Genomic DNA, 25,825 nt, shown 5'->3' on the forward strand with positions numbered 1-25,825 from the left:
CAACAAAGCCTCGAACGGCGACGCGGCCGGAGCCCTCGCCCTGTCAGGTCTTCATGCCGTTCATCTCAGGAAACGGGTAGTAACGCAGCCGCTTGTCGCGGCAGCGATTATCATTCACCGTCGCGCCTAATATTTTGTCATCCGTGAAGGAGACGCCGAGATAGGCCCAGTCTCCCCAGCTGCGCTTGGGCACCACCCGCACACAGTAAGCGTAGATCTTTTTTTCAGGATCGAGCAGAACCACACTGGAGATGCGGGCCCATACGACTTCTCCCGCTTCGTGCCGGTAGGTTCTCTTGAACACGATGTTGATGAAATTCTGCCGGACGTCACTCGAGGGAGGACGCTGGGAATCCGCAACGGATTGCGACACCGGCGCATTGCAACCGGCCAGTACCAGCAGAGCAGCGCAAACAAGGACTTTAATTTTCATTCAGCTGAATCCCTAAAGAATCGGAGCGCAATAAACGCTGCCTATTCCTACAAACACAGCGAGAATAATATTTGCAATACATCGTGGGAATATTGCTGCAACAGCGCGATACCGGCTGCGTGACGCGGATATATCAATGTTGGCTCAGCTACACCGAGGGCTTCAAAACAGAACTTCCGGCCTCATCTTCATCATCGTCGTTGATCGCCACCCCAGCTTCCAGCGCCGCCAGGATAAAGGCCTGCCGCACCGTCTCGGCCGGCATGCGGCCGGCGAGCCAGGCACGGCAGAAATCGATCGCCCGCTGCTGATGGACGCCGCCCTTGACCGGCCAGTCGGAGATGAGTGTGTAAAGCGCATCCTGCGGCGAGCGGAGAACCATCCGTTCGCCGGTATCGAGGTCGATGGAGATCGGTTTTTTCCAGAAGGCGGAATGGTCGCTAATGGCAGTCGCACCTGTAGCTGAATTGACAGGAAACTAACTGCGGAAGGCTGATTTCGGTTCCAGTGCGGGGCCGGAGGTTGGCAACTGCCCCGCTCCCAAGAGAGCCTCATCCTTGAAGGGGCGGATGCGCCGCCTCGCGGCCATAGTCCGGGAGATTGTTGACCCGATTCGAACGATTCATTCGTTTCCCTTTTGTACTCTTTCCCTCTTCACTTTCGTCCTGACTCTCTCCATATTCGCCGCATGGCCAAATCTCCGAAGAAATCCCCCGCCCCGAATGGCTTCGAGGAAGCCCCTCAATCGTCCTTTGAGGGCGCGCCGCTTTCCGGCTCCGTCGCCGATTGGGTGAAGCAGCTGGAGGCCGATGCCGAGGCCTCGGGCGTCGAGACCCAACGCCAGATCGCCTCCAAGGCCGGTAAGCACCGCAAGAAGGTGGAAATCGCCGCAAGGACGAAAACCAGCGACGGCGTCAGCGCTTCAAAAAGCGCCCGCGGCACCTCCATGGGCGGCTCGACCGACCCGAAGACGCGCGCGGCCGCCGGCCTCAATCCTGTCTCCGGCATGGATACGACGCTGGAGGAGGCCTCGTCGCTGCAGGCCGGCACTGCCGTCACCGCCACGGTCGAGGCGCTGTCGGCGCTGATCGAGAGCGGCAATCCGCTGCACAAGAACGGCAAGATCTGGACGCCGCACCGCCCTGCCCGACCCGACAAATCCGAAGGCGGCATCGCCATCCGCATGCAGTCAGATTACGAGCCGGCCGGCGACCAGCCCACCGCCATCCGCGACCTCGTCGAGGGGCTGGAGAATGGCGACCGCAGCCAGGTGCTGCTCGGCGTCACCGGCTCCGGCAAGACCTTCACCATGGCCAAGGTGATCGAGGCGACGCAGCGCCCGGCCGTCATCCTGGCGCCGAACAAGACCCTGGCCGCCCAGCTCTATTCCGAATTCAAGAACTTCTTCCCCGACAATGCAGTGGAATACTTCGTTTCCTACTACGATTATTACCAGCCGGAAGCCTATGTGCCGCGCTCCGACACCTACATCGAGAAGGAATCCTCGATCAACGAGCAGATCGACCGCATGCGCCACTCGGCGACGCGCTCGCTGCTCGAACGCGACGACTGCATCATCGTCGCCTCGGTCTCCTGCATCTACGGTATCGGCTCGGTCGAAACCTATACGGCGATGACCTTCCAGATGTCGGTCGGCGACCGGCTCGACCAGCGCCAGCTGCTGGCCGACCTCGTCGCCCAGCAATACAAGCGTCGCGACATGGATTTCACCCGCGGCTCCTTCCGCGTGCGCGGCGATACGATCGAGCTTTTCCCCGCCCACTTGGAGGATGCCGCCTGGCGCATCTCGATGTTCGGCGACGAGATCGACGCCATCACCGAGTTCGACCCGCTCACCGGCCAGAAGGTCGGCGACCTGAAATCGGTGAAAATCTACGCCAATTCGCACTATGTCACACCGCGCCCGACGCTGAACGGCGCCATCAAGTCGATCAAGGAAGAGCTACGGCTGCGCTTGGCCGAGCTGGAGAAGGCCGGCCGCCTGCTGGAGGCCCAGCGCCTGGAGCAGCGCACCCGCTATGATATCGAAATGCTCGAGGCGACCGGCTCCTGCCAGGGCATCGAGAACTATTCGCGCTATCTCACCGGCCGCGACCCCGGCGATCCGCCGCCGACGCTGTTCGAATATATCCCCGACAACGCCCTCGTCTTCATCGACGAGAGCCACGTCACCGTGCCGCAGATCGGCGGCATGTACCGGGGCGACTTCAGGCGCAAGGCGACGCTGGCCGAATACGGCTTCCGTCTGCCCTCCTGCATGGACAACCGGCCGCTGCGCTTCGAGGAATGGGACGCCATGCGCCCCGACACGATCGCCGTTTCGGCCACGCCCGGCGCCTGGGAAATGGAGCAATCCGGCGGCGTCTTCGCCGAACAAGTGATCCGCCCGACCGGCCTGATCGACCCGCCGGTCGAGGTCCGCTCCGCCCGCACCCAGGTGGACGACGTGCTCGGCGAAATCCGCGAAACATCGGCCAAGGGCTACCGCACTCTCTGCACGGTGCTGACCAAGCGCATGGCCGAGGACCTGACCGAATATCTGCATGAGCAGGGCATCCGCGTCCGTTACATGCACTCCGACATCGACACGCTGGAGCGCATCGAGATCCTCCGCGATCTCCGCCTCGGCGCCTTCGACGTGCTCGTCGGCATCAACCTCCTGCGCGAAGGCCTCGACATTCCCGAATGCGGCTTCGTCGCCATTCTCGACGCCGACAAGGAAGGTTTCCTGCGCTCGGAAACCTCGCTGATCCAGACGATCGGCCGTGCGGCGCGTAACGTCGACGGCAAGGTCATCCTCTATGCCGACCAGGTCACCGGCTCGATGAAGCGCGCCATGGAGGAAACCGGCCGCCGCCGCGAAAAGCAGATGGCATATAACGCCGAACACGGCATCACCCCGGAATCGGTCAAGGCCAGGATCTCCGACATCCTCGACTCCGTCTACGAACGCGACCACGTTCGCGCCGATATCTCAGGCGTCTCGGGCAAGGGCTTCGCCGATGGCGGCAACCTCGTCGGCAACAACCTGCAGACCCATCTCAACGCCCTCGAAAAGAGCATGCGCGACGCCGCCGCCGACCTCGACTTCGAAAAAGCCGCCCGCCTCCGCGACGAAATCAAACGCCTCAAGGCCGCAGAGCTTGCCGTCATGGACGATCCGATGGCTCGTGAAGAGTCAAAGGCAATGGAAGGCGTCAGACGGAACGCCAAAGCGACCAGCGAGTCCCTTCTCCCCAGGGGGGTCCAAAGGACGGATCGAGACCAGCGGCTCGATCCCGGTCAGGTGCCTGGCAGGGCGGATGAGGGGGCCACCCCCTCCTACTTCTCCAGACCCAGCCTCGACGACATGGGCCCAGGCACCGACACCACCACCCCCCTCTTCCGCAAACCCGCCCTCGACGAGATGGGCCGCGACATCGCCGAACCCACAAAGAAGACCCTTTTCCGCAAAAACGACCTCGACGAAATGACCGTCGGCCGAACGGAAAAGCCGGTCACCGGCGCGCTGCCGGAAAAGCCGGATGCCGCCAAAAGCACGAAGCGGTTTTCACCGCTGCTCGAAGGGCAGCCGGAGCGCGACGACGTGCGGCCGGTCGTGCGCGGGAAGACGGGCGTGGGGAGCTATGAGGACCCGGGTGAGCAGAAGCGTAAGGGGCGGACGAAGGGGAAGACCGGGCGGCCGGGGCGATAATGACTATCTAATCATGTAAGGTCAAAGTTGCGCCGCACATGGACGGCATTCATGAATATTCAAAATAACGTTCAAAATAGAAATCAAGCTGGCATGCGTACGCTGGGCCCCGCGCGACTTCACCCACGTCCTGTCCCGCAACCTCGCCCGGCATAAGACCGCCGCCCTCTCCCGGGCGATGCGCCTCATCCGTCATTGATCGGCAACAGCTTTGCCCTAGCTTCTGTTGGCGGCCGGCTGTCGCGGCGGCCTCGGGGGACGACATGCATGAACAGACGTCTGAAACGCGCCGCATAAATCCGGTTGGCCGCAACGCGTTTCGGCCGGCGGCCGGGCGGCTGCCGCCTCTTTCGCCGGCGCCCAGCATGCGGATCATCAATCTTTCAGCCGGCATCGCCTTGATCCTGACGCCGACGGCAGCTTACGAGGACACGACACATCAGGGAAACGCCGACATGTTCGAGACCCTTCTCTCGAAAATAGGCCTCCGCTCCGAAGCGCAGCCCATCTCTGCCACGCCGCCCGACGCTGGCGCAACTGCGCGACGCCGTTGCCGCGCGCCTGCGCAGCGAGCCCGAGGTCCAGGAGGTTGCGATCGACCCCGGCAATCCCGCCGTTCTCCGCGTGCGGCTTGCCAATAGCGGAAGCGAAGCCGTGACGGGAACGATCGATGTCACCAACGTCTACGGCAGGCTTTATACGCTCCGCAACGATCTGGACCGCGAGGCTGCCATCGAAAACCTCGTGCAGAGCGTTCTCGTCACGGTCCGCAGGCCGGAACTCGACCTGCAGCATGTTTTCGCCAATATCCGCTTCCGGCAGCCTGGGAATGAGCAGGATGCGGCAACGTCCCTGGCGGAGGAACTTGCCGGCGACGTGGCGATTGTCTTGCAGCTGGACACGCCGCAGAGCCTGGTCGGGCTCTCGCGCGCCGATCTCGGCGAGCGCTCTGTCGCCGAGATCCGCCAGGCCGCGCAGGGGAATATTCTACGGGAAATGTCGAAACTCCAGGAAGAACGGGTCAACGATCACATGATCGCCTACCGGATCGACGATAACCCGCCGCTGACGCCGGCCATCGTGATGACGGATGAATTCTGGGCGATGGTGGACAAGAATTTCCCGGATGGCGCGTTTCTGATCCTGCGCCAGCGCGACGAAGTCGCCGTGATCGACCGAAAAGCGCCCTCCGCGCTGACCATGGCCCGGCAGCTGATCGACATGGCGAAGCACCGAGGTGTCGATTTTCTCTCCGACAGGATTTTCGAGCGACGCGACCGCCGGCTGGTCGCCGTGACAGAATGAGCCCGTGACGTCGCCCGCCTTGATCCGGACGAACTCCATGCCCACTGAATGAAGGGAACCGCCAATGCCGGAACTGCGCATCGACCCCTTCCCCTGCGCCGCGGAACTCAACGCGCTCTTTTCCGCCGCCTGGGGCAGCCCGCACGACCGCGATTTCACCCCCATCCTGTCCCGCAGCCTTGCTCATATCGGCGCCTATCAGGACGATCGGCTCGTCGGCTTTGTCAATGTCGCCTGGGATGGCGGCATCCATGCCTTTATCCTCGATACATCGGTGCACCCCGACATGCGAAGGCAAGGGATTGCGACGCGCATGGTTCGGCAAGCGACGAGCCTCGCCCGCGAGCGCGGCGCCGAGTGGCTACATGTCGATTTCGAGCCGCACCTGACCGGTTTCTACCGCGCCTGCGGCTTCAGGCCGACGAAGGCAGGACTCATCAAGCTCATGTGAGTTTTCCCGCGCGGGAAGCCGGAACAAGTCGAAGCCAGCACCAACCTGCGATGGTGACGCGAACGGTCGCGCGTCGCAGCATTATCGAGGAACCCGCTGAAAACACAATTTTCGCGAGAGCATCTCATCCGAAAATGAAAGATAATACTATTTACGAAACCAAATTATGACCTTGAGTTCTCAAAATAAAATTCGTTTCCCCAGTATTTCATCCCTAGTTTTTCATTAAAAAATCAATGAAAAGACACAATTTTGCATTGAAAACTTAATCGGGGATTGGCATAGATCCCCGAGGGGTTGTCATCCGTTGAGCAATAAAACAGTTCTTTCGGGGATGTCTCATATTGCCGAGTACAACGCATCTTTTGGGGAAAGATATATATGGCCTTGAATATTCTGGACACGAACGGCGCCACAGTTACCAAGACCGGCGCTGAGTTCGAAGCCTACGATGTTATCCGCGACTCTGAAGCCAGCCCTTCCGCACCTGTCTCCCTTACTGTTTCCGATTCGTCCGTGGTGGATCTCGCCGACGAGCTGGGCTCCGTCTCTGCACACGTGATTGGCTCTTACTACGGTAATGCGATCACGACGGGCGCGGGCAACGACACCATCTCAGGCAACGACGGCAATGACACGCTGAACGGCGGCGCCGGCGACGATGTGATCAGTGGTGGTAGCGGCAACGACAAATTGATCGGCGGCGCAGGTAACGATACAATTTATGACGGTGGCATCCCCTGGCCGGGAACGGGCGACCAGCAGCAACTTACCGACATCGACGCCGGTGACGGCGACGATTCCATAGTCGTGGAGAGATACAATCCACTGATTTCAGGAACAGTCGATGGCGGCGCCGGAATCGATATGCTGCAAACCTCGTCGCTCGACGGTCTGACGATCAAGAATATTGAAGTACTTAATACGGAAAGATCTACCGTTAGCGGTTCGAGCGCGCAGTTCGAGAGTTTTGACAAGATCATCGGGTCGACCGATCCGTTCTTCAATTTTTCCGCTATTTTGGAGTTGACGGACAGCGCCCACCTCGATCTTTCCGACGAGCTGGTGGACCGCCGAGCTCATATCTGGGGCTGGAACAATCCCTCCGGCGTTGACGTCAAGACCGGCGACGGCGACGACGTATTTGCGGGCAGCGACGTCAGCGACATTTTCGACGGTAGCGGCGGCAACGACATTTTCGACGGCAGGGGCGGCAATGACAAATTGACCGGCGGCACCGGCGACGACGAGCTCGATGGTGGCGACGGCACCGACACGGCTGTTTTCGCCGGTAATTTTTCCGACTATTCCCTTGCATTGGAAAATGGCAGGGATGTCGTCACGAGCGCGCTAGAAGGTACGGATACGCTGACGGGCGTCGAATTCGCGCGCTTTGCCGATGGTGTCTACGATTTCGCCACCGGAACTTTCACCGGCGACAGTACCGAGCCAGGTAACCCTTTGAATATCTTGGAGACGAACGGCGCCACGATCACCAAGACCGGCGCGGAGTTCGAAGCTTACGACGTCATTCGCCACTCCGAGCTCAATCCCCTCGTCGCGGCCACCCTGGTCATCTCGGATTCCGGAACGGTAGACCTTTCCGGCGAACTGGGCTCGGGCTCCGCCAATGTGAGGGGTTCGAGTGGCGACGATACAATTACGACGGGCGCAGGCAACGACACCATCTCCGGCGGTGACGGCGCAGACACGCTGAACGGCGGCGCCGGAAACGATCATCTCCATGGCGGTTCTGGCAATGACTCGCTGAATGGCAGCGCCGGCAATGACCAGATCTTCGGAGACGGCGGGAATGATGTCATCAGAGGCGGCGCCGGCAACGATACGATCACCGACGGTGATGTTGGCAACTTCTCTCCGGATCTCGGGCTCGTGCCGGAAGTCTTGAACATCTACGCCGGCGATGGCAGCGATGTCGTTATTGTGCAGCCATTCGCTCCGTTGATTTCCGGAACAATCAATGGCGGTGACGGATTTGATACGCTGCAAGCACCCGATCTGAGAGGCCTGACGATCGAGAACATCGAAGTCCTCGACACTGCAAGATTTCAGGTTGCCGGTTCGAGCGTGCAGTTCGAAAGCTTTAATAGCATTGTCGGGTCGATCAATCCGTTCGACGTTGTTTCTCGCCCCTCACTGGCAATCACGGACAGCGCCCACCTCGATCTTTCCGATGAGCTGGGAGACCACGGAGCTTTTATCACCGGCTATGGCTCCAGCATTGACGTCAAGGCCGGCGGGGGCGACGACGAGTTTACGGGCACCGACGGCAACGACATTTTCGAGGGCGGCGGCGGCTACGACATCATCGATGGCGGCGCCGGCACCGACACGGCGGTCTTCTCCGCTAAGTTCGCCGACTATATGCTCGGCTACCGCTATGATAATGAATCCCACATCGTGAGCAGCCTGGGCGGGCAGGACGCTGAGGATATCCTGACCGACGTCGAATTCGCCCGTTTTGCCGACGGCGTCTATGAATTCACCACGGGAACCTTCACGAGCACCAATAACGCGCCGACCAACATCCAGCTCTCGAAAACCGCCCTCTCCGAGGACACGCCGATCTGGACCACGGTCGGCCTGCTCAGTGCCAAGGACGCCGATGGCGACGCGCTCACCTACACGCTGATCGACGGGGCGGACGATCACTTCCGGCTCAACGGCAATCGCATCGTCACCTCGAAGGCGCTGGACCACGAGACGGACAAGTCGCACACGATCAAGGTGGCTGTCTCCGATGGCACGGTCACGGTCGAAAAGGACATCACGATCAATGTCCTCGACGTCAACGAAGCCCCTGTTAATCAGGCGCCGATCAAGCTCTCCTTCTCGCGCAGCTCCGTCTCCGAAAACATCGCGATCGGCACCTCGGTCGGCCTTCTCTCCGCCGTCGATCCCGAAGGTGGGGCGGTCAAGTGGCGGCTGACCGATGATGCGGACGGTATCTTCAAGCTCGTCGGGAACAAGATCCAGACGAAAGCTGCGATCGATTACGAAAGCACCCACAGCCTGACCTTCACCGCCCAAGCCTACGACGCGGCCGGAAACATCACCAGCCACGATTTCACGCTGGCCGTGAAGGACGTCTTCGAGCCGTCGTTTGCGCTGTCACATGAGGCATTGATCTAGCCTTGACGGAATTGCCCCGGCACCGAGGTGGGACTTGCAGTCGTGCAAGCCCCACCGACGGGTGGCCGCGCGAAATCAGGCACGCATCAGTCAAACCGCTCGTCGATATGCTCCACCTGAGCGGAAATCACATTGTCGATCACGACATGCGACAGCAGCGTCGGGCCGACGGCCCATAGCTCGTGCATGTGGTCCGTATCCTCGTGCCGGCGATGCGCTTCCTCGCTGGTGAAGGCCTCTGCCAGCAGGATCTTGTCGGGATGCTCGGGCATCGGCACCAGCTCGATATAGAGACAATCCGGGTCGAGCCGGCTCTGTTCGAGATGGTTCTGCGCCGCGGCCAGATAGGCATGGCGCTTTCCAGGCTTGGTCATGAAGAATCCGACGATGCATTTCATCTCACCCTCCCCAGCTTGATTTGGAAGTCTCGCCCGGGCGCCTGTCACAAACAAGCGTGGGGCGTGGTCATTGGAACGGGGCCGATGACCACGACAGATCCTTACAACCCGCCCCTAAATTGCCGCTCCACCTCAGCGCCCGATTCCGCTATGATTCACCGCTCATCGAGGAGAGCCCGCATGCGCCTGCCCACATTCATCCTCGCCCTCGCCGTGTCGGCAGTCGCAGCCTTGCCGGCATTGGCGCAGACCTACAAGACGCCGCAGGCGCTGCTCAAGGCGCTCTATAGCTACGACACCGACAACAGCGACGCCGAGGCGCCCTCGCCCTATTCGACTTTCTTCTCCGACCACCTGAATGAGCTCCTTCAGACCGATCTCGACAACACACCGGAGGGCGATGTCGGCGCGATCGACTTCGATCCCGTCATCGCGGGTCAGGACGGCGCGGCCAGCGACGTCAGGATCGGCCAACCGATCCTGCTGGATGACAAAGCCGAGGTGGAAGTGGAATTCGAAAACGGCGAAGAGGTGACACTCTTCTACACCCTGGTGCGCGAACACGGCGGCTGGAAGGTCGACGACATCGCGAACCAGAAGGGGGATAATCCGTGGAGTCTCGGCGCGTTGCTGGGTGATGCGCGGTAGGTAGGCGGCCCAGCCACCCGCCGTCGCGGTTCCCTGCGTTTGCCACCGATTTCACTGGATCAATTGCTCCGTTCCTCCCCCACCATGAAGACTGATCGGTGTGCCCTGCCGCCCGACCGGCCCCGAACAAATCCCTGCCCGACTATCGAATCCGCCTGTCATCCCGTTTCGGCACGGAATCCCGATATGGCACAGCCGTGCAAGAATCCGTTAACCCACCGTCAAGTATCTGAATCTTCGGCATTTCCCGGTATCGATGCGGGCGTGCCACAATAATCCCGCTTGCTTTTTGCCCGAAATGCTGGCACGAATTGACTTACTCGGGCATTTGCATGCCGGTGACTGGACTGATGTGGTAATCCCTTCCGTTTGGAAGGCGGCGCGGGACTACCCGCCTACGTAGACGTTCTTTCCCCGTACGTGACTTCTCCGACTGACCCTTCGTCCCAATCGATCGGGGCGAAAGCTAAAGCCGTCCGCTTCCTCTCGGGGGCGCGGATACTACACAGACTAAGGGAAAAGGACGATCCCAATGGCCACCAAGGGCACCGTAAAATTCTTCAACCAGGACAAGGGTTTTGGTTTCATCACGCCGGACGGCGGCGCAAAGGACGTTTTCGTCCATATCTCTGCGCTGCAGGCTTCTGGCATCCAGTCGCTGCGCGAAGGCCAGCAGGTTACCTTCGACACCGAGCCGGACCGCATGGGCAAGGGCCCGAAGGCCGTCAACATCTCGGCTTCGTAAGTCAGACATCGCTTCGGCGGCATGAACGGCGCTCCGCAAGGGGCGCCGTTTCTGTTTGTGGTGATCGGCGGTCATTTGTCGATCGCATTGGCAAGTGTTATATGCGCGCTTTATGGATGCCCGCCCGATGCGGCGGTGACGGCGCCCGCGCTGCGGCCCCGGTAACAAGGAACAATGGAACGTCGATGACGCAGAAGAGGCCGATTTTTGCGGTCGCCCCGATGATCGACTGGACGGATCGGCATTGCCGCTATTTCCACCGCCAGATCAGCCGCGAGGCGCTGCTCTATACCGAGATGGTGGTGGCCGATGCGATCATCCACGGCCCGCGCGACCGGCTGCTTGGTCATGACGCCGCCGAGCACCCGCTGGCGCTGCAGCTCGGCGGATCGGAGCCGGCAAAGCTTGCCGAGGCGGTGAAGATCGCCGAACCCTACCTCTATGACGAGATCAACCTCAACGTCGGCTGCCCCTCTGACCGCGTGCAGTCCGGCACCTTCGGCGCCTGCCTGATGCTGACGCCGGAAACTGTGGCCGCATGCGTCGCTGCGATGAAGGCAGTCGCGACCGTGCCGGTGACGGTGAAATGCCGGATCGGCGTCGACGAGCAGGACCCGGAACAGGCGCTGCCCGAGCTGATCAGCCGCGTTCTCGATGCCGGCGCCGACGCGATCTGGATCCATGCGCGCAAGGCCTGGCTGAAGGGCCTGAGCCCCAAGGAGAACCGCGAGATCCCGCCGCTCGACTACGAGATCGTCTATCGGATGAAGCAGCGCTGGCCCGATGTTTTCATCGGCATCAATGGCGGCATCCGCACGCTCGACGAGGCCGCAGCCCACCTCGAACATATCGACGGCGTCATGCTGGGCCGGGCCGCCTATCAGAATGCCGCGATCCTTGCCGATATCGACCAGCGCTTCTTCGGCGCGCCTGCGGCCGAACGGGACTGGGAAGGCCTGCGTGACCGGATGATGGTCTATGCCGAACGCCACATCATGAGCGGCGGCCGGCTGCAGCACGTTGCGCGCCACATGGTCGGCCTCTTCACCGGCCTGCCCGGCGCAAGGCGCTACCGCCAGATCCTCTCGACCGATGCCGCGAAAAACGGCGCCGGGCCGGAGGTGCTGGCGGCAGCCTTTGCGGCGGTGGATTTTTCGGGAACCGAGCAGGAGGCCGTCAGTGCCTGACGTAAATGACGGCTTGTCACGACGCCGAAGTGCGGCGTCATGACCGGGCCATCGGCAGCAAGATCTTCTTCTCGATCCGGCCCGCCACCGAAAACACCAGGATTTCCGTATCCCTGCCAATCCTGCTGCCATCCATCAATCGGACGATATCATCGACGCCGCCAACCGGGCTGCCGTCGATGGCGAGGATATAATCGCCCTCCTGCAGCCCTCCCTTCGCCGCCGGCCCATCGGGTTCGACGCGCCGGATGCGGACAGAGGTCGTCTGCGCCGTGCCCGCCGCCAGTGCCACTCTGCGCGGCAGCACGATCGTATCGCCGGCGATACCGATGAAGGCGCGCCTGACCTGGCCATAGCGAAGAATCTCCGAAACCACGAAATTGGCCGTGTTCGACGCCACGGCAAAGGCGATGCTCTGCGCGCCCTGAATGACGGCGGTATTGACGCCGATGACCTCGCCGCTGGAAGACACCAGCGGCCCTCCCGAGTTGCCGGGATTGAGCGCCGCATCGGTCTGGATGACGTCCTCCATCAACCGGCCGCTGGCTGCCCGCATGGAGCGGCCGAGCGCCGAGACGATACCGGCGGTAACAGTCCATTCGAAGCCGAGCGGGTTTCCGATCGCGATGGCGATATGCCCCCTGCGCAAGCGCTGGGAATCTCCGAGCTTCGCCCAGGCGCCGGTGCTGGTATTGGCGCGAATGAGGGCGATGTCGGTATCGACGTCGCGACCCAACACCCGGCCCTCGGTGACAAATCCGTCAGGCGTGGTGATGCGGACGACCTTGGCGTCTTCGACGACATGGCTGTTGGTGATGATCAGGCCGTCAGGCGAGACGGCGAAGCCTGACCCGTGCCCCTGCCGGCCACCCACCCTCTCAATCCGGCTGACCGCCGGCCCGACGATATCGACTGCTGCTGCGATCGATTGCGAATAGGCATCGATCAGCGCCCCATCATTCTGAGGCGCTATGTCCTTATCCATGTAACCCATTATTTGATCCTCAGGCGGCAATAACGGCCGTCCCGCCGCCGGCGAAGCGGTCGCGATTGCGACGGTTCGCCATTGTGCTGTTGTGTGAGGATTAGATGGTTGGGCGTCGACCCGGGTTCAAGTGAGCGTCAGCAGTCTGCAATGCGCGCAACGCAGAGAATGCCAACACACCTAGCCGGACAGATATATTGAACTACCCAGACAGATATCTTGAACGAACGGCAAAAAATTGGCTCATTGCAGACATTCGCCGTCAAATCAGCCGCCTTAGCTGCGCCATGACGAACGTGCCTGAGGTGTCCAACAGGCCGACATACCGGGGATCAAAAGATGTTCGCAGCACGAAGCAGCCAGGCGAGGATCGCCAAATCCCCCGTCCCGTCATGCGAGATGGACGGGTGCTGCGTGCTCAACTGACGAAACCATACAAACTTCTGTCATATCAATAGAATAGAAAGAGCCATTCAATAAGCATATCAGCATATTTCGAGCCGGTTGATCCCCTCAGGCGTGATCTTCTTGCCCCAAGCCTCCGGCGCAACCACGCTCGTGGCCTTGCCAATTCTGCCGGCAACGGCGCAAACTTCTGACCGCATTAATCCAACCAACCCCAACCAACGGAGCCAAAAGATGAGCACGGTTACCACCAAGGACGGCGTCGAGATCTTCTACAAGGATTGGGGGCCGAAGAGCGCCCAGCCGATCATGTTCCATCACGGCTGGCCGCTATGCTCCGACGACTGGGACGCGCAGATGCTGTTCTTCCTTGAGAAGGGCTACCGCGTCGTCGCCCATGACCGGCGTGGCCACGGCCGCTCCACCCAGGTGGGCGACGGTCACGACATGGATCATTACGCCGCCGATGCCGCAGCCGTCGTCGAGCATCTCGATCTCAGGAACACCATCCATATCGGCCACTCCACCGGCGGCGGCGAAGCGACGCATTATGTCGCCCGCCACGGCCAGCCGCAGGGCCGCGTCGCCAAGCTCGTTATCATCGGCGCCGTGCCGCCTATCATGGTGAAAACCGATGCCAATCCCGGCGGCCTGCCGATCGAAGTCTTCGACGATCTGCGCAAGCAGCTCGCCGCCAACCGCTCGCAATTCTATCGCGATCTGCCGGCCGGCCCGTTCTACAGCTTCAACCGGCCGGGCGCAAAAGTGTCGGAGCCGATCATCAACAATTGGTGGCGCCAGGGCATGATCGGCGGTGCCAAGGCGCATTACGACGGCATCAAGGCCTTTTCGGAAACCGACTTCACCGAAGACCTGAAGATCATCACCGTGCCGACCTTCGTCATGCACGGCGACGACGACCAGATCGTGCCGATCGCCGACTCCGCCCTGCTCTCGTCCAAGCTCCTGCAGAACGCTACGTTGAAGGTCTACGAGAAATTCCCCCACGGCATGTGCACCACCCATGCCGACATCATAAACCCCGATATCCTCGCCTTTATCAAAGGCTGATCCGTGATGTTGCCGGGCGCCGATCAGGCGCCCGGTTGCCACGATGGCCTGCCATCCTAGACGCCGGCGTTCTGGCCATGTCGATCGATTGGCAGCCAGAGACTCATTTTCCCATGAAACCGTTTTCGCCGATTTGCGTTTAGCGGCCATGAAAAGAGAACGTGAACCCTCATCAAAGGCTTACCGGCAGGATCGTTTCGAAAACACCGAGCGAGCCGCCAAGGAAACCATCGAGGCGGAACAGCAGGCCCGCCGGGAAAAAACCAAGCGGCTGAAAGAGCTGCGCCTATCGCAGCTAGGCGCCAAGGACCCCGCAACCAAGTAGATCTCACGCTCACTCTGTCCTGTCGACACGCCGATCGGTCTCATATTCATGCCCTGCCGCCCTCGCCCGTATCTTCCCGTGCGTGCCCAGAATTGTTTTTGAATTCGGACCTTCGCCCATCTTGCAGAGCAAAGATCGCGAAATTATCTTTTTTCACAAAAGCGATTCACGGCATCCAAAAAAGGGCAGATTGCGATGTCAGACAAGCTGTTCAGCACGCGTGACGAACCGCTCGCCTCCGAGGACCTCGATGTGTGCAGGCGTGTCCACGAAGCTCTCTGTAGTGGGCTAAGGATCGACCGATCAGGCAAGGAGGCCGACCGCTTAGGCGCCCTCATCATCGAGCTTTACCGCCAGGGTGTGCATGACGAGAACCAGCTTCGATTGCTGGCCGGCGGAGGGTGAGCCTGATAGCGGCCTCACGTTAGCACAACGAAGGGCGGACCGGCTCCTCCCGCCATCTACCGGCACCGACAGGCACATGGAGAGACCCTGGGCGCGGAAACTTACGCCGCCGCTGATGAACACACCACGTTGGGGGTCAGCGCAGTCATTCCAGTTCAGCACCTAGCGCATAAGAATCTTGTCCCTGTCCCAGGACATTCCATCGGAAAATTCGATCTTTTCGATTCCCCAATAGCCCTCGGCCAAGAACTGCTTCTCGACGGTGATCACTTCGCCCGTGGGCTTGACGATCACCATCAGCTTTGCCGCATCCCGCAGCAACATCACGTCGGAAGCGGTGAGATCGGTCAGGCGAAGCGTGTCGATCTCGTTCGACATGTTGACGATGTCATCGATGACGTCGGAGCCATGGCCGCTGGCATAGACATAGGTGTCGTCGCCAAAGGATCCGGAAAGCGTGTCGTTTCCTTCAAGTCCGATGATCAGATCGTCGCCCATCGTGCCTTCTAGAGTTTCCCAGCCGACAGTGCCGGCAATACCCTCGGGCAGAACCACACTGATATGCGCGGCGATGTCCTGCTTCGACCAGATTGTCCCGTCGCTGAACCTGATGCTTTCGATCCCCTTCTCGCCGCCTGATCGTCCCGACTCGATGAGGATAGACCCGCCCGCGGCCATACGTGCTGCAGTCCTTTCAAGCGCCCAGATGAGCCTGCCGTCGCTCTTGGCCGCAAGCCTCGCTTCCTCGATAATAGATACGTTCTTGGCGGCATCTGCCGCACTCATCCTGATCGCAATGATGAGATCGTCGCCCTCCTGGCGAAGGCCGATATCGCCGGGGCCGATATCGGAAAAGATCAGCGTGTCGGCATTGCCGCTATCCTCGATCGTTTCCACAATGGTGTCGTTGCCGTCGCCGCGGGCATAGCCGTAGGCGTCGTTGCCGGTGCCGCCGGTCAGAAGATCGTCATCCTCGTTGCCGTAGAGCGCGTCATCTCCCTCGTCACCCCGGATTTCATCCTGTCCGCCTCGGCCATACACCACATCATCGCCCGCACCGGCATGGATCTGCTGGTTGCTGTCCGGGTCGGATGTAAGGATGATGTTGTTGACGACCCGCCCGCTGTCACGGGATGTCCTATCGTAGATGCTTATCGACAAAATCAGACCCAACCCAAGGATCAGGGCCGTCCGCCGCAAGCGCCAATTCAGCATTCTTCCAGTCCCCGGCAAGACGCGCCCCGGTGGCATCGACCGCCGCCAGTAACCAAGCCCTTTTTGGAAGGAATTACCACTCTGAGATGTCTGTTGCGTTAACGCTACCTATTGCCAGAAGACAGATCCCCACACCCCTCCAGCAAATCCCGTTCCCCCACCACACAAACGTATTGAAAGCCCGCACCCGCGCCGTCCGGCTGAGATCGGCGTGTATCAGCAGCCGCAATTCCGAAACCGCATCCGGCAGCGTCTCGGCGCCATCAGCGGCATAGATCGCGAAGGCCACCGCGGAGACGCGCCGGCCGATCAGCGTTTCGGATGGTCCGGCCATTCGCGGTATCGCGCTGTCGGCCTTTGGGCGAGCACCCGTTGCGTTAGCGCTGACGCACATATGCCCCTCCCGTCCATCCCAAAATGAAACCTATCCCCTGCCCCCGCATTATCCGTTCGACACATCCGTTTACCTAAGGTGAGTGAAATGAACAGATTCGCCATCGTTGCCCTGTCGACAGCGACGGCCTTCTCGGGAATGCCGGCCTCGGCAGGCCCGGCTTTCCTGCCGAGCCCGATGCAATCGGCGCAGCCGACATTTCAAAGCTCCGATGCCCGCATCATGACTGTTGGCTGCAACAATTTCACGAACTGCCCGGGTCAGTTCAGCAATAATCGCAGATGGTATCGCAACCGCCATGACTATCGCGACCGGCGCTACTACCGCGACGACCGCTATGGCTGGGATCGGCGCTACGATCGCCGGTACCGCCGTCACGACAACACCGGCGCCATTATCGGCGGCCTAGCGGTCGGCGCCATCATCGGCGGCATCATCGCTTCGCAGCCGCGCGCACGTGCCTATGGTTCTTCGCATGCGGACTATTGCTACAGCCGCTATCGGTCCTATCGCGCCTCCGACAATACCTATCAGCCGAACCACGGCCCGCGCCGCCGGTGCCGCTAGGGCCGATCCATTAGGGCAAGCCTCGTATGAAGATGCAGGGCTTTTTGATTGCCGAAAGCCCGTTACGCGACTTCCCAGGACACCGTAGACTGCACGCCGTCCAGCAAATCGCCTTGCCCCCTATCGACCAGCCCTATATGTATGAAAGCACGGTACGTTAGCAGATACGCACATAAATAACCCCTCGCCATCCCAAAATGAAACTTATTCCCTCCCCCCGCGTTATCCCCTCCATACATCCGTTGACCCAAGGTGAGTGAAATGAATAAATTCGGCATCATTGCCCTGTCGATAGCGACGGCCTTCTCGGGAATGCCGGCCTCGGCAGCCCCGGTCTTCGTGCCGAGCCCGATGCTATCGGCCCAGCCGGCGCCTCAAAGTACCGATGCCCGGATCGTGACCGTCGCCTGCAACCCATACTCCATCGTCTGCTCGCGCGATGGCGACAACCGCCGATCCTACCGCAATCGCGACCGCGACAACGATCGCGACCGCGACCGCCTTAGCTACCGCGAACGCCGCTATGACCGTGACGACCGCTATGGCTGGGATCGCCGCTACGATCGTGGCGACCGGTACGGCTGGGATCGCCGCTACGATCGCCGGTATCGCCGACATGACAACAGCGGCGCTATCATCGGTGGCCTCGCAGCCGGCGCCCTCATCGGCGGCATCATCGCTTCGCAGCCGCGCGCGCGTGCCTATAGTTCACATGCCGAGTATTGCTATAGCCGCTACCGGTCATACCGCGCCTATGACAATACCTACCAGCCGAACTACGGCCCGCGCCGCCAGTGCAGGTAATCCAATCATCCATCGGAGCAAGCCTCGCATGAAGATGCGGGGCTTTTTTGATGGCCGGAAGCCCGTTGCACGGCTTCCGATCGCCGGTCGGTCGTGCTTGTCTGCGCGGCCAGGATTGGTCGACCCATTTAGTTAGATAACGCGCTTTAGGTGCGAAATGACATCTGGAGATACAGCAAAGCCCGCCGGCCCCGTCATCCTGCTGCCGCCGGATCTGGAAAACCTGTCGGGCTTCGAAGCAGCGCTCGCCGCCGGCTGGTCTCCCGATCCGCGCCGAGCGGGCGACCAAGCCTATGTTCGCGGCGAGCTTCAGCGGCTGCGCCAGGACAGATCAAGGTTTCTCGACGATCTCATTGCTGATGGCAGGCGACGCGCCGGATCCGGACCGCCGCCGCTGACCATCCGTCTGTTCTGGATCTGGGACGGCGAATTCTGCGGCAGCATCAGCCTGCGCTTTCGAGCGTGCAACGAAGAGCTGCCGCCCGAGGTGTCGGGCCATGTCGGATATTCCGTCGTGCCGTGGAAGCAGCGCAATGGCCACGCGACCACCGCCCTGAGCCTTCTGTTGGCCGTGGCGGCGAAGGAAGGCCTCGACCGCCTCACCGTCCTCTGCAACGAGGGCAACGACGCCTCGCGGCGCGTGATCGAGCGCAATGGCGGCGAATTGTTCATGCGCGGCCCGCATCCCTCCGACAGGCCCGATCAGATCAAACTGTATTTCTGGCTGAAGCCCGGAGCCGCCGGCTGACGTGAAATACGCGACGGACTTTCAGACGGACGGAGCACAAGCCTTACCCGCTTTTGCTCCGTCCGTCCCCTCAGCCTGGGGCGGGCTGAGTGCTGATCGCGGCCGCTTGTCGGGCGCCGCCGCCGGATTCTCTCAATAGGTCGCGGCCGGTTTCGGCTTCTTCTCTGTCCATTGCGGGGGGGCGCCGTATTTGGCGGCCACCGCCCCCATCAGCCCGGGCGGCCGGCCGAAGGCGTCGCAGGCGGCGTATTTCGGTTTCCCGCCGAGCCAGGATTTCATCCGCTGCCCTGAGGGCAGCGAGATATCCAATCCCTTCGGCTCCTTGCCTTTGATCAGCATGCGGGAAAACTCGCTGCTGAATTTCGAAGCCAGGCTATAGGCATCGCCCACTTCGGAAACGCGGGGGTTGTTCTGCAGCGAGTTTGCCCCGCGCGACCAGACGATCGCCGCCCGCTGCACTCCACCGCTGTCGACGGCTTCCGCCTCGACCGCCAGCCCGCCGAGGCCGGCCGGCAACCGCGGCACGCTGACGGGCAGCACGAAACCGGTGCCGACGGTCACGACGGTCGAAACACCCGCCATCGCCTTGTTGGTCGGCACGATGTCGGTAACGACGGAGCGGATCGTTAGATCCGCTGGCTGACCGGCAGAGACCAGCTGATATCTGTCGCTGAGCGAAATGCAAAGCGCCCGGTCCAGAGCATTCGCCACCATCACGCGGTCAGCATCCGACTTGACGCGGGTCGCAGCGTGGAAGGCGAAGGTCGTCGGCACGATGCTCACCGTCTTTGCCGGGCTAAGGCGCGTCCCGTCGACATAGACGCGCGATTTCGACAGCTTGCCCTTCGGCACGCCGAGATTGCCGTAGGAAGAAAGCGTGCCGGCCTCCTTCAGCGGCACCGAGCTGCACCCGGCCGCGGCCAAGGCGAGCGCCAGCGGCAGCGCGAGCGACAAACCTCTCGACGCCCGTGGGAAGGAAAATGGGAATGGATTGCTGCGCACGCTGTCTGGCCTCCGTCGCCGATAGCGCATAACCCCAAAATCGAAATCGATTTTCAGAAAGGATTATGCGCAGGTTTAAAACGCTAGAGCGTCCTTGGCGCGTCTTGTCGGACGCGCTGCGCTCTAGTGTCGGGCGAAAGTGGCGGTCGAGAATTGCCGCAGCATTACAGTTTGTTTCGGAGGAGCGGATGCTGCTCAAACAGGCCTGACCTATGCGAGATCGATCGTCACGCGCGTCCAGGCAGCACCGCTTTCGATGCTGACCTCGCCGCCATGATTTGCGACGACCTGCTTGACAAGGCTGAGGCCGAGACCGGCGCCCTTACTCTTCGGGGTGACGCGATAGAAGGGCTCGAAAACCAGCTCCCGATGCTCGGCCGGAATGCCTGGCCCTTCGTCGGCGACACTGATCCGGCCACTGCCGGAAGTCGAGCGCGACACCGAAACCGTGATCATGCCTCTGTTGCCGCCATGGTCGATGGCGTTGCGTACGAGGTTGCTCATAGCCCGCGGCAGGGCGGAAGGGCTGCCCTTGCGTTCGAGCCTCTCGATCTCGCTTTGAAACGAAATTTGGTAGCCGGCGCCGATTGCGAGTGGCGCGAGATCGGCCACCACGCCGCGGGCGATCTCGACGAGATCGACGGGTTCGTCGAGGTCAGCCGCTTGATCGTTGCGCTCGAAATCGAGCAATTGCTCGGCCGCCTCGGCCAGCCGCGCCACGTCGTCAAGCAGCCGCTGCCGCTCGCGCCCATCGGGCATGCCGTCTATGCGCGTCTGCATGATGGCGATCGGCGTCCGCAGCTCATGCGCCGCATCGAGCAGGAAACGCTGGCGTTTCTTAAACTCGTTCTCAAGCCGCTCAAGTGTTCCGTTAAAAGCAATCACCAATGGTCCGATTTCCGTGGGAATACCATCCACCGGCAATCGGGCTCCTTGCCGGCGGGGTTCGATTTCCGATGCCTTGCTCGCTATATCCTTCACGCCGGCCAAAGCGCGCGATACGACGCGGGGGATCGTTAGAAAAACCCCGGGCAAAGCGATGGCCAAAAGTGGTGTGTAAATGAGGTAGGTTTTGCCGAGTATCGCCAGAAATGCGGAGCTTCTGCTGGCGTTTCCGCCGTACATCACTCTGTACTCGCCTTCTGCCGTGTCGACACGGTCGATGGAGGCGACCTCGGTCGTACTAGACGCCCCTCGTATGTCGGCGTCTTTGATGAGGTAGACGTACCGGGCTAGGTCCGCATAGGGCGCCGGTATTACGCCGTAGGAGGCCGTTTCTCCACTGGGTGTTGCGACGAAAAACCAGAGCCTGTTGTTCTCAGCCTTGAACGACCTGAGACGCGGGCTATCAGCTATGACGATCCCGCCCTGCGTGTCACGCGTAAGAGCTTCCTCGAGGGCTGCAGTCAGTTGAACCTGCATTCCTTCATTGGGCGAGAGGATGCTGGTGGCGTAAATGCAAAGCCCGATGATCACCGTCGCAACAACGGCCACGAAAAAGATACTGAGCTGCCAGCTGAGCGTCCACCAGAGTGAAAGGTTCGACTTGGTCGCCTCGCGCATCATTCTTCCTTCATGAGATAGCCGACGCCACGAATATTATGGATCGCGACCCCGGCGCCGGCATCGATCAGCCGCTTGCGCAGCCGCGAAATATGCGCGTCGAGCGCGTTCGACTGGATTTCCTCTTCGTAGTTGTAAACCGCCGCCTCCAGGGTCGAGCGCAGCACGGTCTTCTCCTTGCGCCTTGCGAGTGCCGCCAGCACCAGAAGTTCGCGCCGGGGCAGATCGAGCGGCACGGCATCGACGGCGACACTCAGATGCAGCGGGTCGATCACCATCCGCCCGGCCGTGATCTTGAGTTCGGCCAGTTCGGGCGATCGCCGCAGCACGGCCCTGAGCCGCGCCATCAGTTCCTCCACCAGGAACGGCTTTCCGAGATAGTCGTCCGCCCCGAGGTCGAGGCCTTCGATCCGCTCCTTCGGTTCGTTCAGCGCAGTCAGCACGATGATCGGCGTATCTTTCCCCGTCTGCCTGAGCTCAGGAATGAAACTCAGCCCCTCTCCGTCGGGCAGGCGCCGGTCGAGCAGGATCGCATCGTAGAGGTTCTGCCGCGTCAGCTCGACCGCATCGGCCAGATGCATCGTGTGGTCGGTGACGATCCCATGTTTGCCGAGTGCGGCCGACAGCGCTTCGGCCAGCTCCCTCTCATCCTCTATCAACAGTATCCGCATCGCCCGTCCATTGTCTCGCTCTCCCCTCTCTCTGCCACAAGGGTTGCGGCAGCATTGCGGAGCTTGCAAGGCAGCCGGTCATGCTGCTGCAATTGTTGAAGTCCAGCACAAAGAATATCTGCAGCCGCTGGAGATCAAGATGATCCGACCAATCCTTCGTCTCCTGACGAGACACTTCCTCTCCGCCTTCATCCTCGCCGCGCTGCTCGCAGCCCCGCTCGTCATTCTGCACACGCTTCACGAAAAGACGGCATTCGAGAACGGCCTGCTGATGGAGGTCCGATGATGCAGCGCGAAACCTCAGGCGGTCTGACTGCCTGCCATGCAATAGGCCGAGAATGCCTGAAGATAGGCCTGCACTCTGGAACGGTTCTCCGCTGCCTCGACGGCCTTGAACACCTCGGCCGGCTCCAGCTTCATCAGAGGAAGCCTGAGGAAAATATCGCCAGCGAACCGGTCGGTGATGGTCGCAAGAACGGTGCGAAGACCCGCCAGCATATCATCGCCTCGATGCGATGCGTGCAGCAGGGCGAGCGGCTTATGGACGATCTCGTCTCCTGACACGAGCCAATCGATCGCATTCTTGAGGCCGCCGGGAATGGATCGGACATACTCCGGGCTCGCAATGATCAGGCCATCGCTCTCTGCGATGACACCGATCAACTCCCGCACCGCCTCCGGTAGATTCTCCCCCTCGAGATCAGGCGAGAATACCGGCAACCGCCCCACGCCGTCGAAGATCGAAATCTCGATCTCACTTGGCGCAATGGCACAGACAGCCTGCAGCATGGCCATATTGGTGGAATTGTGCCGGACGCTGCCGGATATTGCGAGAATCTTCATGACCCCAACAGGAAATGTTTGATCATGGCTGTCAACGCAAAAGGCTCGGCTAGGCTCGATTGAGTAGCGCCCAAAAAGCGACTTTTGCTTGAACTGGCCGAGCCCCGCGTTAGCCTGGATGCTGCTGCCGAATCGGCTGGAACCACCCTCGAGGAAATACATATGACGGCTTTGATCGAGGCGCGGGACGTCAGCAAACGCTTCCGACAGCACAAGAGATTTCCGGGTCTGCTGGGTGCGCTGAAGACGTTGGTGACCAACGAATATACGGAAGTTCTGGCCGTTTCCGACATCGGTTTCGACATTGCGGCAGGCGAAGCCGTTGGCTATCTCGGCCCGAATGGCGCCGGCAAATCGACGATGATCAAGATGATGACCGGCATTTTGGTGCCGAGCGCCGGCGCGCTTTCGGTACTCGGCCGAACGCCCCATCTGAAGCGAATGGACAATGCCCGCGAGATCGGCGTCGTTTTCGGCCAGCGCAGCCAGCTGTGGTGGGACCTGCCACTGGTCGACAGTTTTACCTTGCACCAGCGCATCTACGACATCCCCGCCGCCCGTTATGCGGATAATCTCCGACGTTTCAGCGAGTTGCTGGACTTGACGCCCTTTCTCGACCGCCCGGTGCGCCAGCTCAGCCTCGGTCAGCGCATGCGCGCCGAGATCGTGATGTCGCTGCTGCACGATCCCAAGATCCTCTTTCTGGACGAGCCGACCATCGGGCTTGATGTGGTCGCCAAGGATGCCGTGCGGCGTTTTCTCGCCGAGATCAACCGTGAGCGCGGCGTCACCATCATCCTCACCACCCATGATCTGCAGGACATCGAGACCATCTGCCCGCGGCTGATTATGGTCGATCACAGCAGGCTCATCTTCGACGGTGAGTTGAAGAGCCTGCGCGCGGCATTGGGCTCGGCTCGGCGGCTGACGCTCGAATTTGCCAGCGACCCCGGACCGCTGTCGTTGCGCACCGCGACCCTCGTCAGCGACGAAGGCTTGCGCAAGAACTATCTCATCGAGCGTGAAGACATCTCGCTGGTCGCAATCCTGTCGGAGGTGGGCAGCGGGCGCGGCCTCAAGGATGTGGCGCTGCATGAGCCCGACATCGAAGAGGTCATCCGCACCTTCTACCAGCGCCGCAACGCCGACCAGCGTGGCAATGCCAAGGCCCGGGCATCATGAGCGCCTATTTCGCCTTCGCGCGCAGTGCCTTCCATTCGCAGCTCGCCTATCGCAACGAAGTATGGGCCAATATCTTCGGCAAACTCGTGCAGGTCTTCGCGCGTGTCGCCATCTGGCAGGCGGCCTATGCCGGCGTCGGCGCAATCGTCGTCGACGGGGTCTCCCTGCAGCAGATGGTGACCTATGCCCTGCTCGGCGGCGCTGTGATGGGCGCAACCCGCCCGGAAAGGATCATCGGCGAGATCGGCCGGTCGCTCAAAACAGGCGATGTCGCAGTCTGGCTGCTCAAGCCCTTATCCTATCCGCTCTATCTCTTCGCCAACGAATGCGGCAGCTTTGGTTATCGCCTGATGACCCAGGTCATTCCGACCGTCGCCTTCACCGCGTTGTTTTACGGCATGCTGCCGCCGGCGACCCTGTTCGATGGCCTGATGTTCATCGCCTTCTGGGCGCTGTCCTTTACGCTGCTGTTCCTGATGTCGGCGCTCTTCGGACTCGTCGCCTTCTGGCTGATGACGAGCTTCTCGCTGGACTGGATCCTGGGCGCCCTGCTGCAATTGTTCTCGGGCCTGCTGATACCGTTCTGGTTCTTCCCTGAACCGCTGGCCACGATTGCCCGCCACCTGCCCTTCGCCTGGGTGGTCTATTATCCCAATGCCGTCTATCTCGGCAGGCTGTCCGCGGCCGATGTCTGGCTCCATCTCGGCCTGGGCCTTGCCTGGGCCGCGCTGTTCCTCGCCGGCGTCCTCTGGCTGTGGCGCTGCGCCTCCACCCGCATCACCGTGCAGGGAGGTTGATCATGCTCATGCATCACCTGCGCGTCCTTCCTCTGCTGGTGCGGATGCATGTCCGCTCCAAGATGGAATATCGCGGCGCCTTCTGGCTCGACCGTCTGGCGCAGATCCTTTCCTATGGCAGCGTCTTCGCCACCATCGGAATCCTGCTTGCCCGCTTCGACACGCTCGGCGGCTGGACCTGGCCGGAGCTTGCGCTGCTGTTCAGCTTCCAGCTGCTGGCTTACTCGCTCGGCGCTGCGATGAGCTTCGTACAGCTGCGCGAGCTCGAAGAACTGGTGCGGCTCGGCACTTTCGACACCCTGTTGGTCAAGCCTTTCAGCCCATGGGCCTATCTGGTCTTCTCCGGTCTCAATATCGGTTATGCCGGCCACGTCATCCTCGCGGTGGCGCTGATGGCTTGGGCCGTTCTGTCCGTCGACTTCACCTGGTCGGTCTGGTCCGCGTCATTCTTCATTGCTGCGCTTATCAGCGCAACGCTGCTGACGGGTGCGCTCATCACCATGATCGGCGCCACGGCGCTGATCTGGGTGCGGTCCAACCACCTGTTCTCGATCTTCTTCGGGTTTTGGGAATTGACCCGCTACCCGCTCAATATTTTTCCGGGCGGCATCCAGACCATCCTCATCACCGCAGTCCCGCTGGCCCTCACCAGTTCTGTTCCCGTCGGCGCCCTGCTCGGCAAACCCATCCCGATCCTCGGGGACTGGGCCGGGCCCGTGGCTCTCGTGGCCGGCCCAGTCTGGGTGTTGATATCAATCGCTCACTGGCGGTATGCCACCGGCAAGTACCAGGGCGCTGGCGGCTGATTAGGCG

General features: G+C 61.2%; 27 protein-coding genes. 17 read left to right on the forward strand and 10 right to left on the reverse strand.

Annotated features, from left to right (window positions below):
* Window positions 1-43: 43 nt before the first annotated feature.
* Window positions 44-433, reverse strand: a complete 390-nt coding sequence (locus G9X68_RS14115) for a hypothetical protein (RefSeq protein ID WP_171602874.1) — start codon at window positions 431-433, stop codon at window positions 44-46.
* Between the two features lie 148 nt (window positions 434-581).
* Complete coding sequence (locus tag G9X68_RS31890) at window positions 582-815, reverse strand: DUF982 domain-containing protein (protein ID WP_244956154.1); 234 nt, start codon at window positions 813-815, stop codon at window positions 582-584.
* A 306-nt stretch (window positions 816-1,121) separates the two neighbouring features.
* Between G9X68_RS31890 and uvrB the strand changes: the two genes are divergently transcribed.
* The 4 genes from uvrB (at window position 1,122) to G9X68_RS14140 (ending at window position 9,057) form a co-directional block, all read left to right on the forward strand.
* On the forward strand, window positions 1,122-4,148 hold the full coding sequence (uvrB, locus tag G9X68_RS14125) for an excinuclease ABC subunit UvrB (RefSeq protein WP_171602875.1): 3,027 nt from the start codon (window positions 1,122-1,124) through the stop codon (window positions 4,146-4,148).
* 654 nt (window positions 4,149-4,802) lie between these two features.
* Window positions 4,803-5,453, forward strand: a complete 651-nt coding sequence (locus G9X68_RS14130) for a hypothetical protein (protein ID WP_244956155.1) — start codon at window positions 4,803-4,805, stop codon at window positions 5,451-5,453.
* A 64-nt stretch (window positions 5,454-5,517) separates the two neighbouring features.
* On the forward strand, window positions 5,518-5,904 hold the full coding sequence (locus G9X68_RS14135) for a GNAT family N-acetyltransferase (RefSeq protein ID WP_171602876.1): 387 nt from the start codon (window positions 5,518-5,520) through the stop codon (window positions 5,902-5,904).
* 381 nt (window positions 5,905-6,285) lie between these two features.
* A complete protein-coding gene (locus G9X68_RS14140) occupies window positions 6,286-9,057 on the forward strand; it encodes a metal-binding protein (RefSeq protein WP_171602877.1) in 2,772 nt (923 codons plus the stop codon).
* A gap of 86 nt (window positions 9,058-9,143) precedes the next feature.
* Here G9X68_RS14140 and G9X68_RS14145 read toward each other — a convergent pair whose 3' ends face one another.
* Entirely contained in the window at window positions 9,144-9,455 is a 312-nt protein-coding gene (locus G9X68_RS14145) for a putative quinol monooxygenase (RefSeq protein WP_171602878.1), read from the reverse strand.
* Window positions 9,456-9,635: 180 nt separating this feature from the next.
* On the opposite strand from G9X68_RS14145, the gene G9X68_RS14150 reads away from it, so the two are divergent.
* The 3 genes from G9X68_RS14150 (at window position 9,636) to dusA (ending at window position 12,035) form a co-directional block, all read left to right on the forward strand.
* Window positions 9,636-10,103 (forward strand): DUF3828 domain-containing protein, encoded by a 468-nt coding sequence (locus tag G9X68_RS14150; RefSeq protein ID WP_168311672.1) that lies wholly within the window; start codon window positions 9,636-9,638, stop codon window positions 10,101-10,103.
* 532 nt (window positions 10,104-10,635) lie between these two features.
* Entirely contained in the window at window positions 10,636-10,848 is a 213-nt protein-coding gene (locus G9X68_RS14155; RefSeq protein ID WP_003540801.1) for a cold-shock protein, read from the forward strand.
* A gap of 185 nt (window positions 10,849-11,033) precedes the next feature.
* Complete coding sequence (dusA, locus tag G9X68_RS14160; RefSeq protein WP_171602879.1) at window positions 11,034-12,035, forward strand: tRNA dihydrouridine(20/20a) synthase DusA; 1,002 nt, start codon at window positions 11,034-11,036, stop codon at window positions 12,033-12,035.
* A gap of 37 nt (window positions 12,036-12,072) precedes the next feature.
* Here dusA and G9X68_RS14165 read toward each other — a convergent pair whose 3' ends face one another.
* Complete coding sequence (locus G9X68_RS14165) at window positions 12,073-13,029, reverse strand: S1C family serine protease (protein ID WP_171602880.1); 957 nt, start codon at window positions 13,027-13,029, stop codon at window positions 12,073-12,075.
* Between the two features lie 630 nt (window positions 13,030-13,659).
* Here G9X68_RS14165 and G9X68_RS14170 point away from each other — a divergent pair.
* The 3 genes from G9X68_RS14170 (at window position 13,660) to G9X68_RS14180 (ending at window position 15,226) form a co-directional block, all read left to right on the forward strand.
* The gene (locus G9X68_RS14170; RefSeq protein WP_171602881.1) at window positions 13,660-14,496 is read left to right on the forward strand and encodes an alpha/beta fold hydrolase; all 837 of its coding nucleotides are present in this window, start codon (window positions 13,660-13,662) and stop codon (window positions 14,494-14,496) included.
* A 43-nt stretch (window positions 14,497-14,539) separates the two neighbouring features.
* Window positions 14,540-14,821: a hypothetical protein gene (locus tag G9X68_RS14175; RefSeq protein WP_171602882.1), complete on the forward strand. Its 282-nt coding sequence runs from the start codon at window positions 14,540-14,542 to the stop codon at window positions 14,819-14,821.
* Between the two features lie 195 nt (window positions 14,822-15,016).
* Complete coding sequence (locus G9X68_RS14180; RefSeq protein ID WP_171602883.1) at window positions 15,017-15,226, forward strand: hypothetical protein; 210 nt, start codon at window positions 15,017-15,019, stop codon at window positions 15,224-15,226.
* A gap of 162 nt (window positions 15,227-15,388) precedes the next feature.
* Here G9X68_RS14180 and G9X68_RS14185 read toward each other — a convergent pair whose 3' ends face one another.
* Both G9X68_RS14185 and G9X68_RS14190 read right to left on the reverse strand, forming a co-directional pair.
* Window positions 15,389-16,441, reverse strand: a complete 1,053-nt coding sequence (locus tag G9X68_RS14185) for a calcium-binding protein (protein WP_171602884.1) — start codon at window positions 16,439-16,441, stop codon at window positions 15,389-15,391.
* Between the two features lie 73 nt (window positions 16,442-16,514).
* Window positions 16,515-16,775, reverse strand: a complete 261-nt coding sequence (locus tag G9X68_RS14190; protein ID WP_171602885.1) for a hypothetical protein — start codon at window positions 16,773-16,775, stop codon at window positions 16,515-16,517.
* Between the two features lie 147 nt (window positions 16,776-16,922).
* Between G9X68_RS14190 and G9X68_RS14195 the strand changes: the two genes are divergently transcribed.
* The 3 genes from G9X68_RS14195 to G9X68_RS14205 all read left to right on the forward strand — a co-directional run bounded on the left by G9X68_RS14195 (window position 16,923) and on the right by G9X68_RS14205 (window position 18,954).
* On the forward strand, window positions 16,923-17,402 hold the full coding sequence (locus G9X68_RS14195) for a BA14K family protein (protein WP_171602886.1): 480 nt from the start codon (window positions 16,923-16,925) through the stop codon (window positions 17,400-17,402).
* Window positions 17,403-17,663: 261 nt separating this feature from the next.
* Window positions 17,664-18,206, forward strand: coding sequence for a BA14K family protein (locus tag G9X68_RS14200; protein WP_171602887.1), 543 nt, complete (start codon window positions 17,664-17,666; stop codon window positions 18,204-18,206).
* Between the two features lie 157 nt (window positions 18,207-18,363).
* On the forward strand, window positions 18,364-18,954 hold the full coding sequence (locus tag G9X68_RS14205; RefSeq protein ID WP_171602888.1) for a GNAT family N-acetyltransferase: 591 nt from the start codon (window positions 18,364-18,366) through the stop codon (window positions 18,952-18,954).
* A 132-nt stretch (window positions 18,955-19,086) separates the two neighbouring features.
* On the opposite strand, the gene G9X68_RS14210 is transcribed toward G9X68_RS14205, so the two are convergent.
* From G9X68_RS14210 to G9X68_RS14220, 3 genes are all read right to left on the reverse strand, one after another.
* Window positions 19,087-19,986 carry a DUF3313 domain-containing protein gene (locus G9X68_RS14210; protein WP_171602889.1) on the reverse strand — a complete coding sequence of 300 codons (900 nt, stop codon included), beginning with the start codon at window positions 19,984-19,986 and terminating at the stop codon, window positions 19,087-19,089.
* 180 nt (window positions 19,987-20,166) lie between these two features.
* Complete coding sequence (locus G9X68_RS14215; protein ID WP_171602890.1) at window positions 20,167-21,519, reverse strand: sensor histidine kinase; 1,353 nt, start codon at window positions 21,517-21,519, stop codon at window positions 20,167-20,169.
* Window positions 21,519-22,190, reverse strand: a complete 672-nt coding sequence (locus tag G9X68_RS14220) for a response regulator transcription factor (RefSeq protein WP_171602891.1) — start codon at window positions 22,188-22,190, stop codon at window positions 21,519-21,521. Before G9X68_RS14220 ends, G9X68_RS14215 begins: the two co-directional genes overlap by 1 nt.
* Window positions 22,191-22,329: 139 nt before the next feature.
* Between G9X68_RS14220 and G9X68_RS14225 the strand changes: the two genes are divergently transcribed.
* A complete protein-coding gene (locus tag G9X68_RS14225) occupies window positions 22,330-22,476 on the forward strand; it encodes a hypothetical protein (RefSeq protein ID WP_165503865.1) in 147 nt (48 codons plus the stop codon).
* Between the two features lie 14 nt (window positions 22,477-22,490).
* Here G9X68_RS14225 and G9X68_RS14230 read toward each other — a convergent pair whose 3' ends face one another.
* Window positions 22,491-23,033 carry an NADPH-dependent FMN reductase gene (locus G9X68_RS14230; protein WP_171603072.1) on the reverse strand — a complete coding sequence of 181 codons (543 nt, stop codon included), beginning with the start codon at window positions 23,031-23,033 and terminating at the stop codon, window positions 22,491-22,493.
* 162 nt (window positions 23,034-23,195) lie between these two features.
* On the opposite strand from G9X68_RS14230, the gene G9X68_RS14235 reads away from it, so the two are divergent.
* From G9X68_RS14235 to G9X68_RS14245, 3 genes are read left to right on the forward strand one after another with little or no spacing between them, the layout of a single operon-like run.
* Window positions 23,196-24,215, forward strand: a complete 1,020-nt coding sequence (locus tag G9X68_RS14235) for an ABC transporter ATP-binding protein (protein ID WP_171602892.1) — start codon at window positions 23,196-23,198, stop codon at window positions 24,213-24,215.
* Entirely contained in the window at window positions 24,212-25,012 is an 801-nt protein-coding gene (locus G9X68_RS14240; protein WP_171602893.1) for an ABC transporter permease, read from the forward strand. Before G9X68_RS14235 ends, G9X68_RS14240 begins: the two co-directional genes overlap by 4 nt.
* A 2-nt stretch (window positions 25,013-25,014) precedes the next feature.
* Window positions 25,015-25,818, forward strand: coding sequence for an ABC transporter permease (locus G9X68_RS14245; protein ID WP_171602894.1), 804 nt, complete (start codon window positions 25,015-25,017; stop codon window positions 25,816-25,818).
* Window positions 25,819-25,825 lie beyond the last annotated feature (7 nt).

Origin of the sequence: Rhizobium changzhiense, assembly GCF_013087625.1 — a bacterium.
GTDB classification, from domain to species: Bacteria; Pseudomonadota; Alphaproteobacteria; order Rhizobiales; family Rhizobiaceae; genus Rhizobium; species Rhizobium sophorae.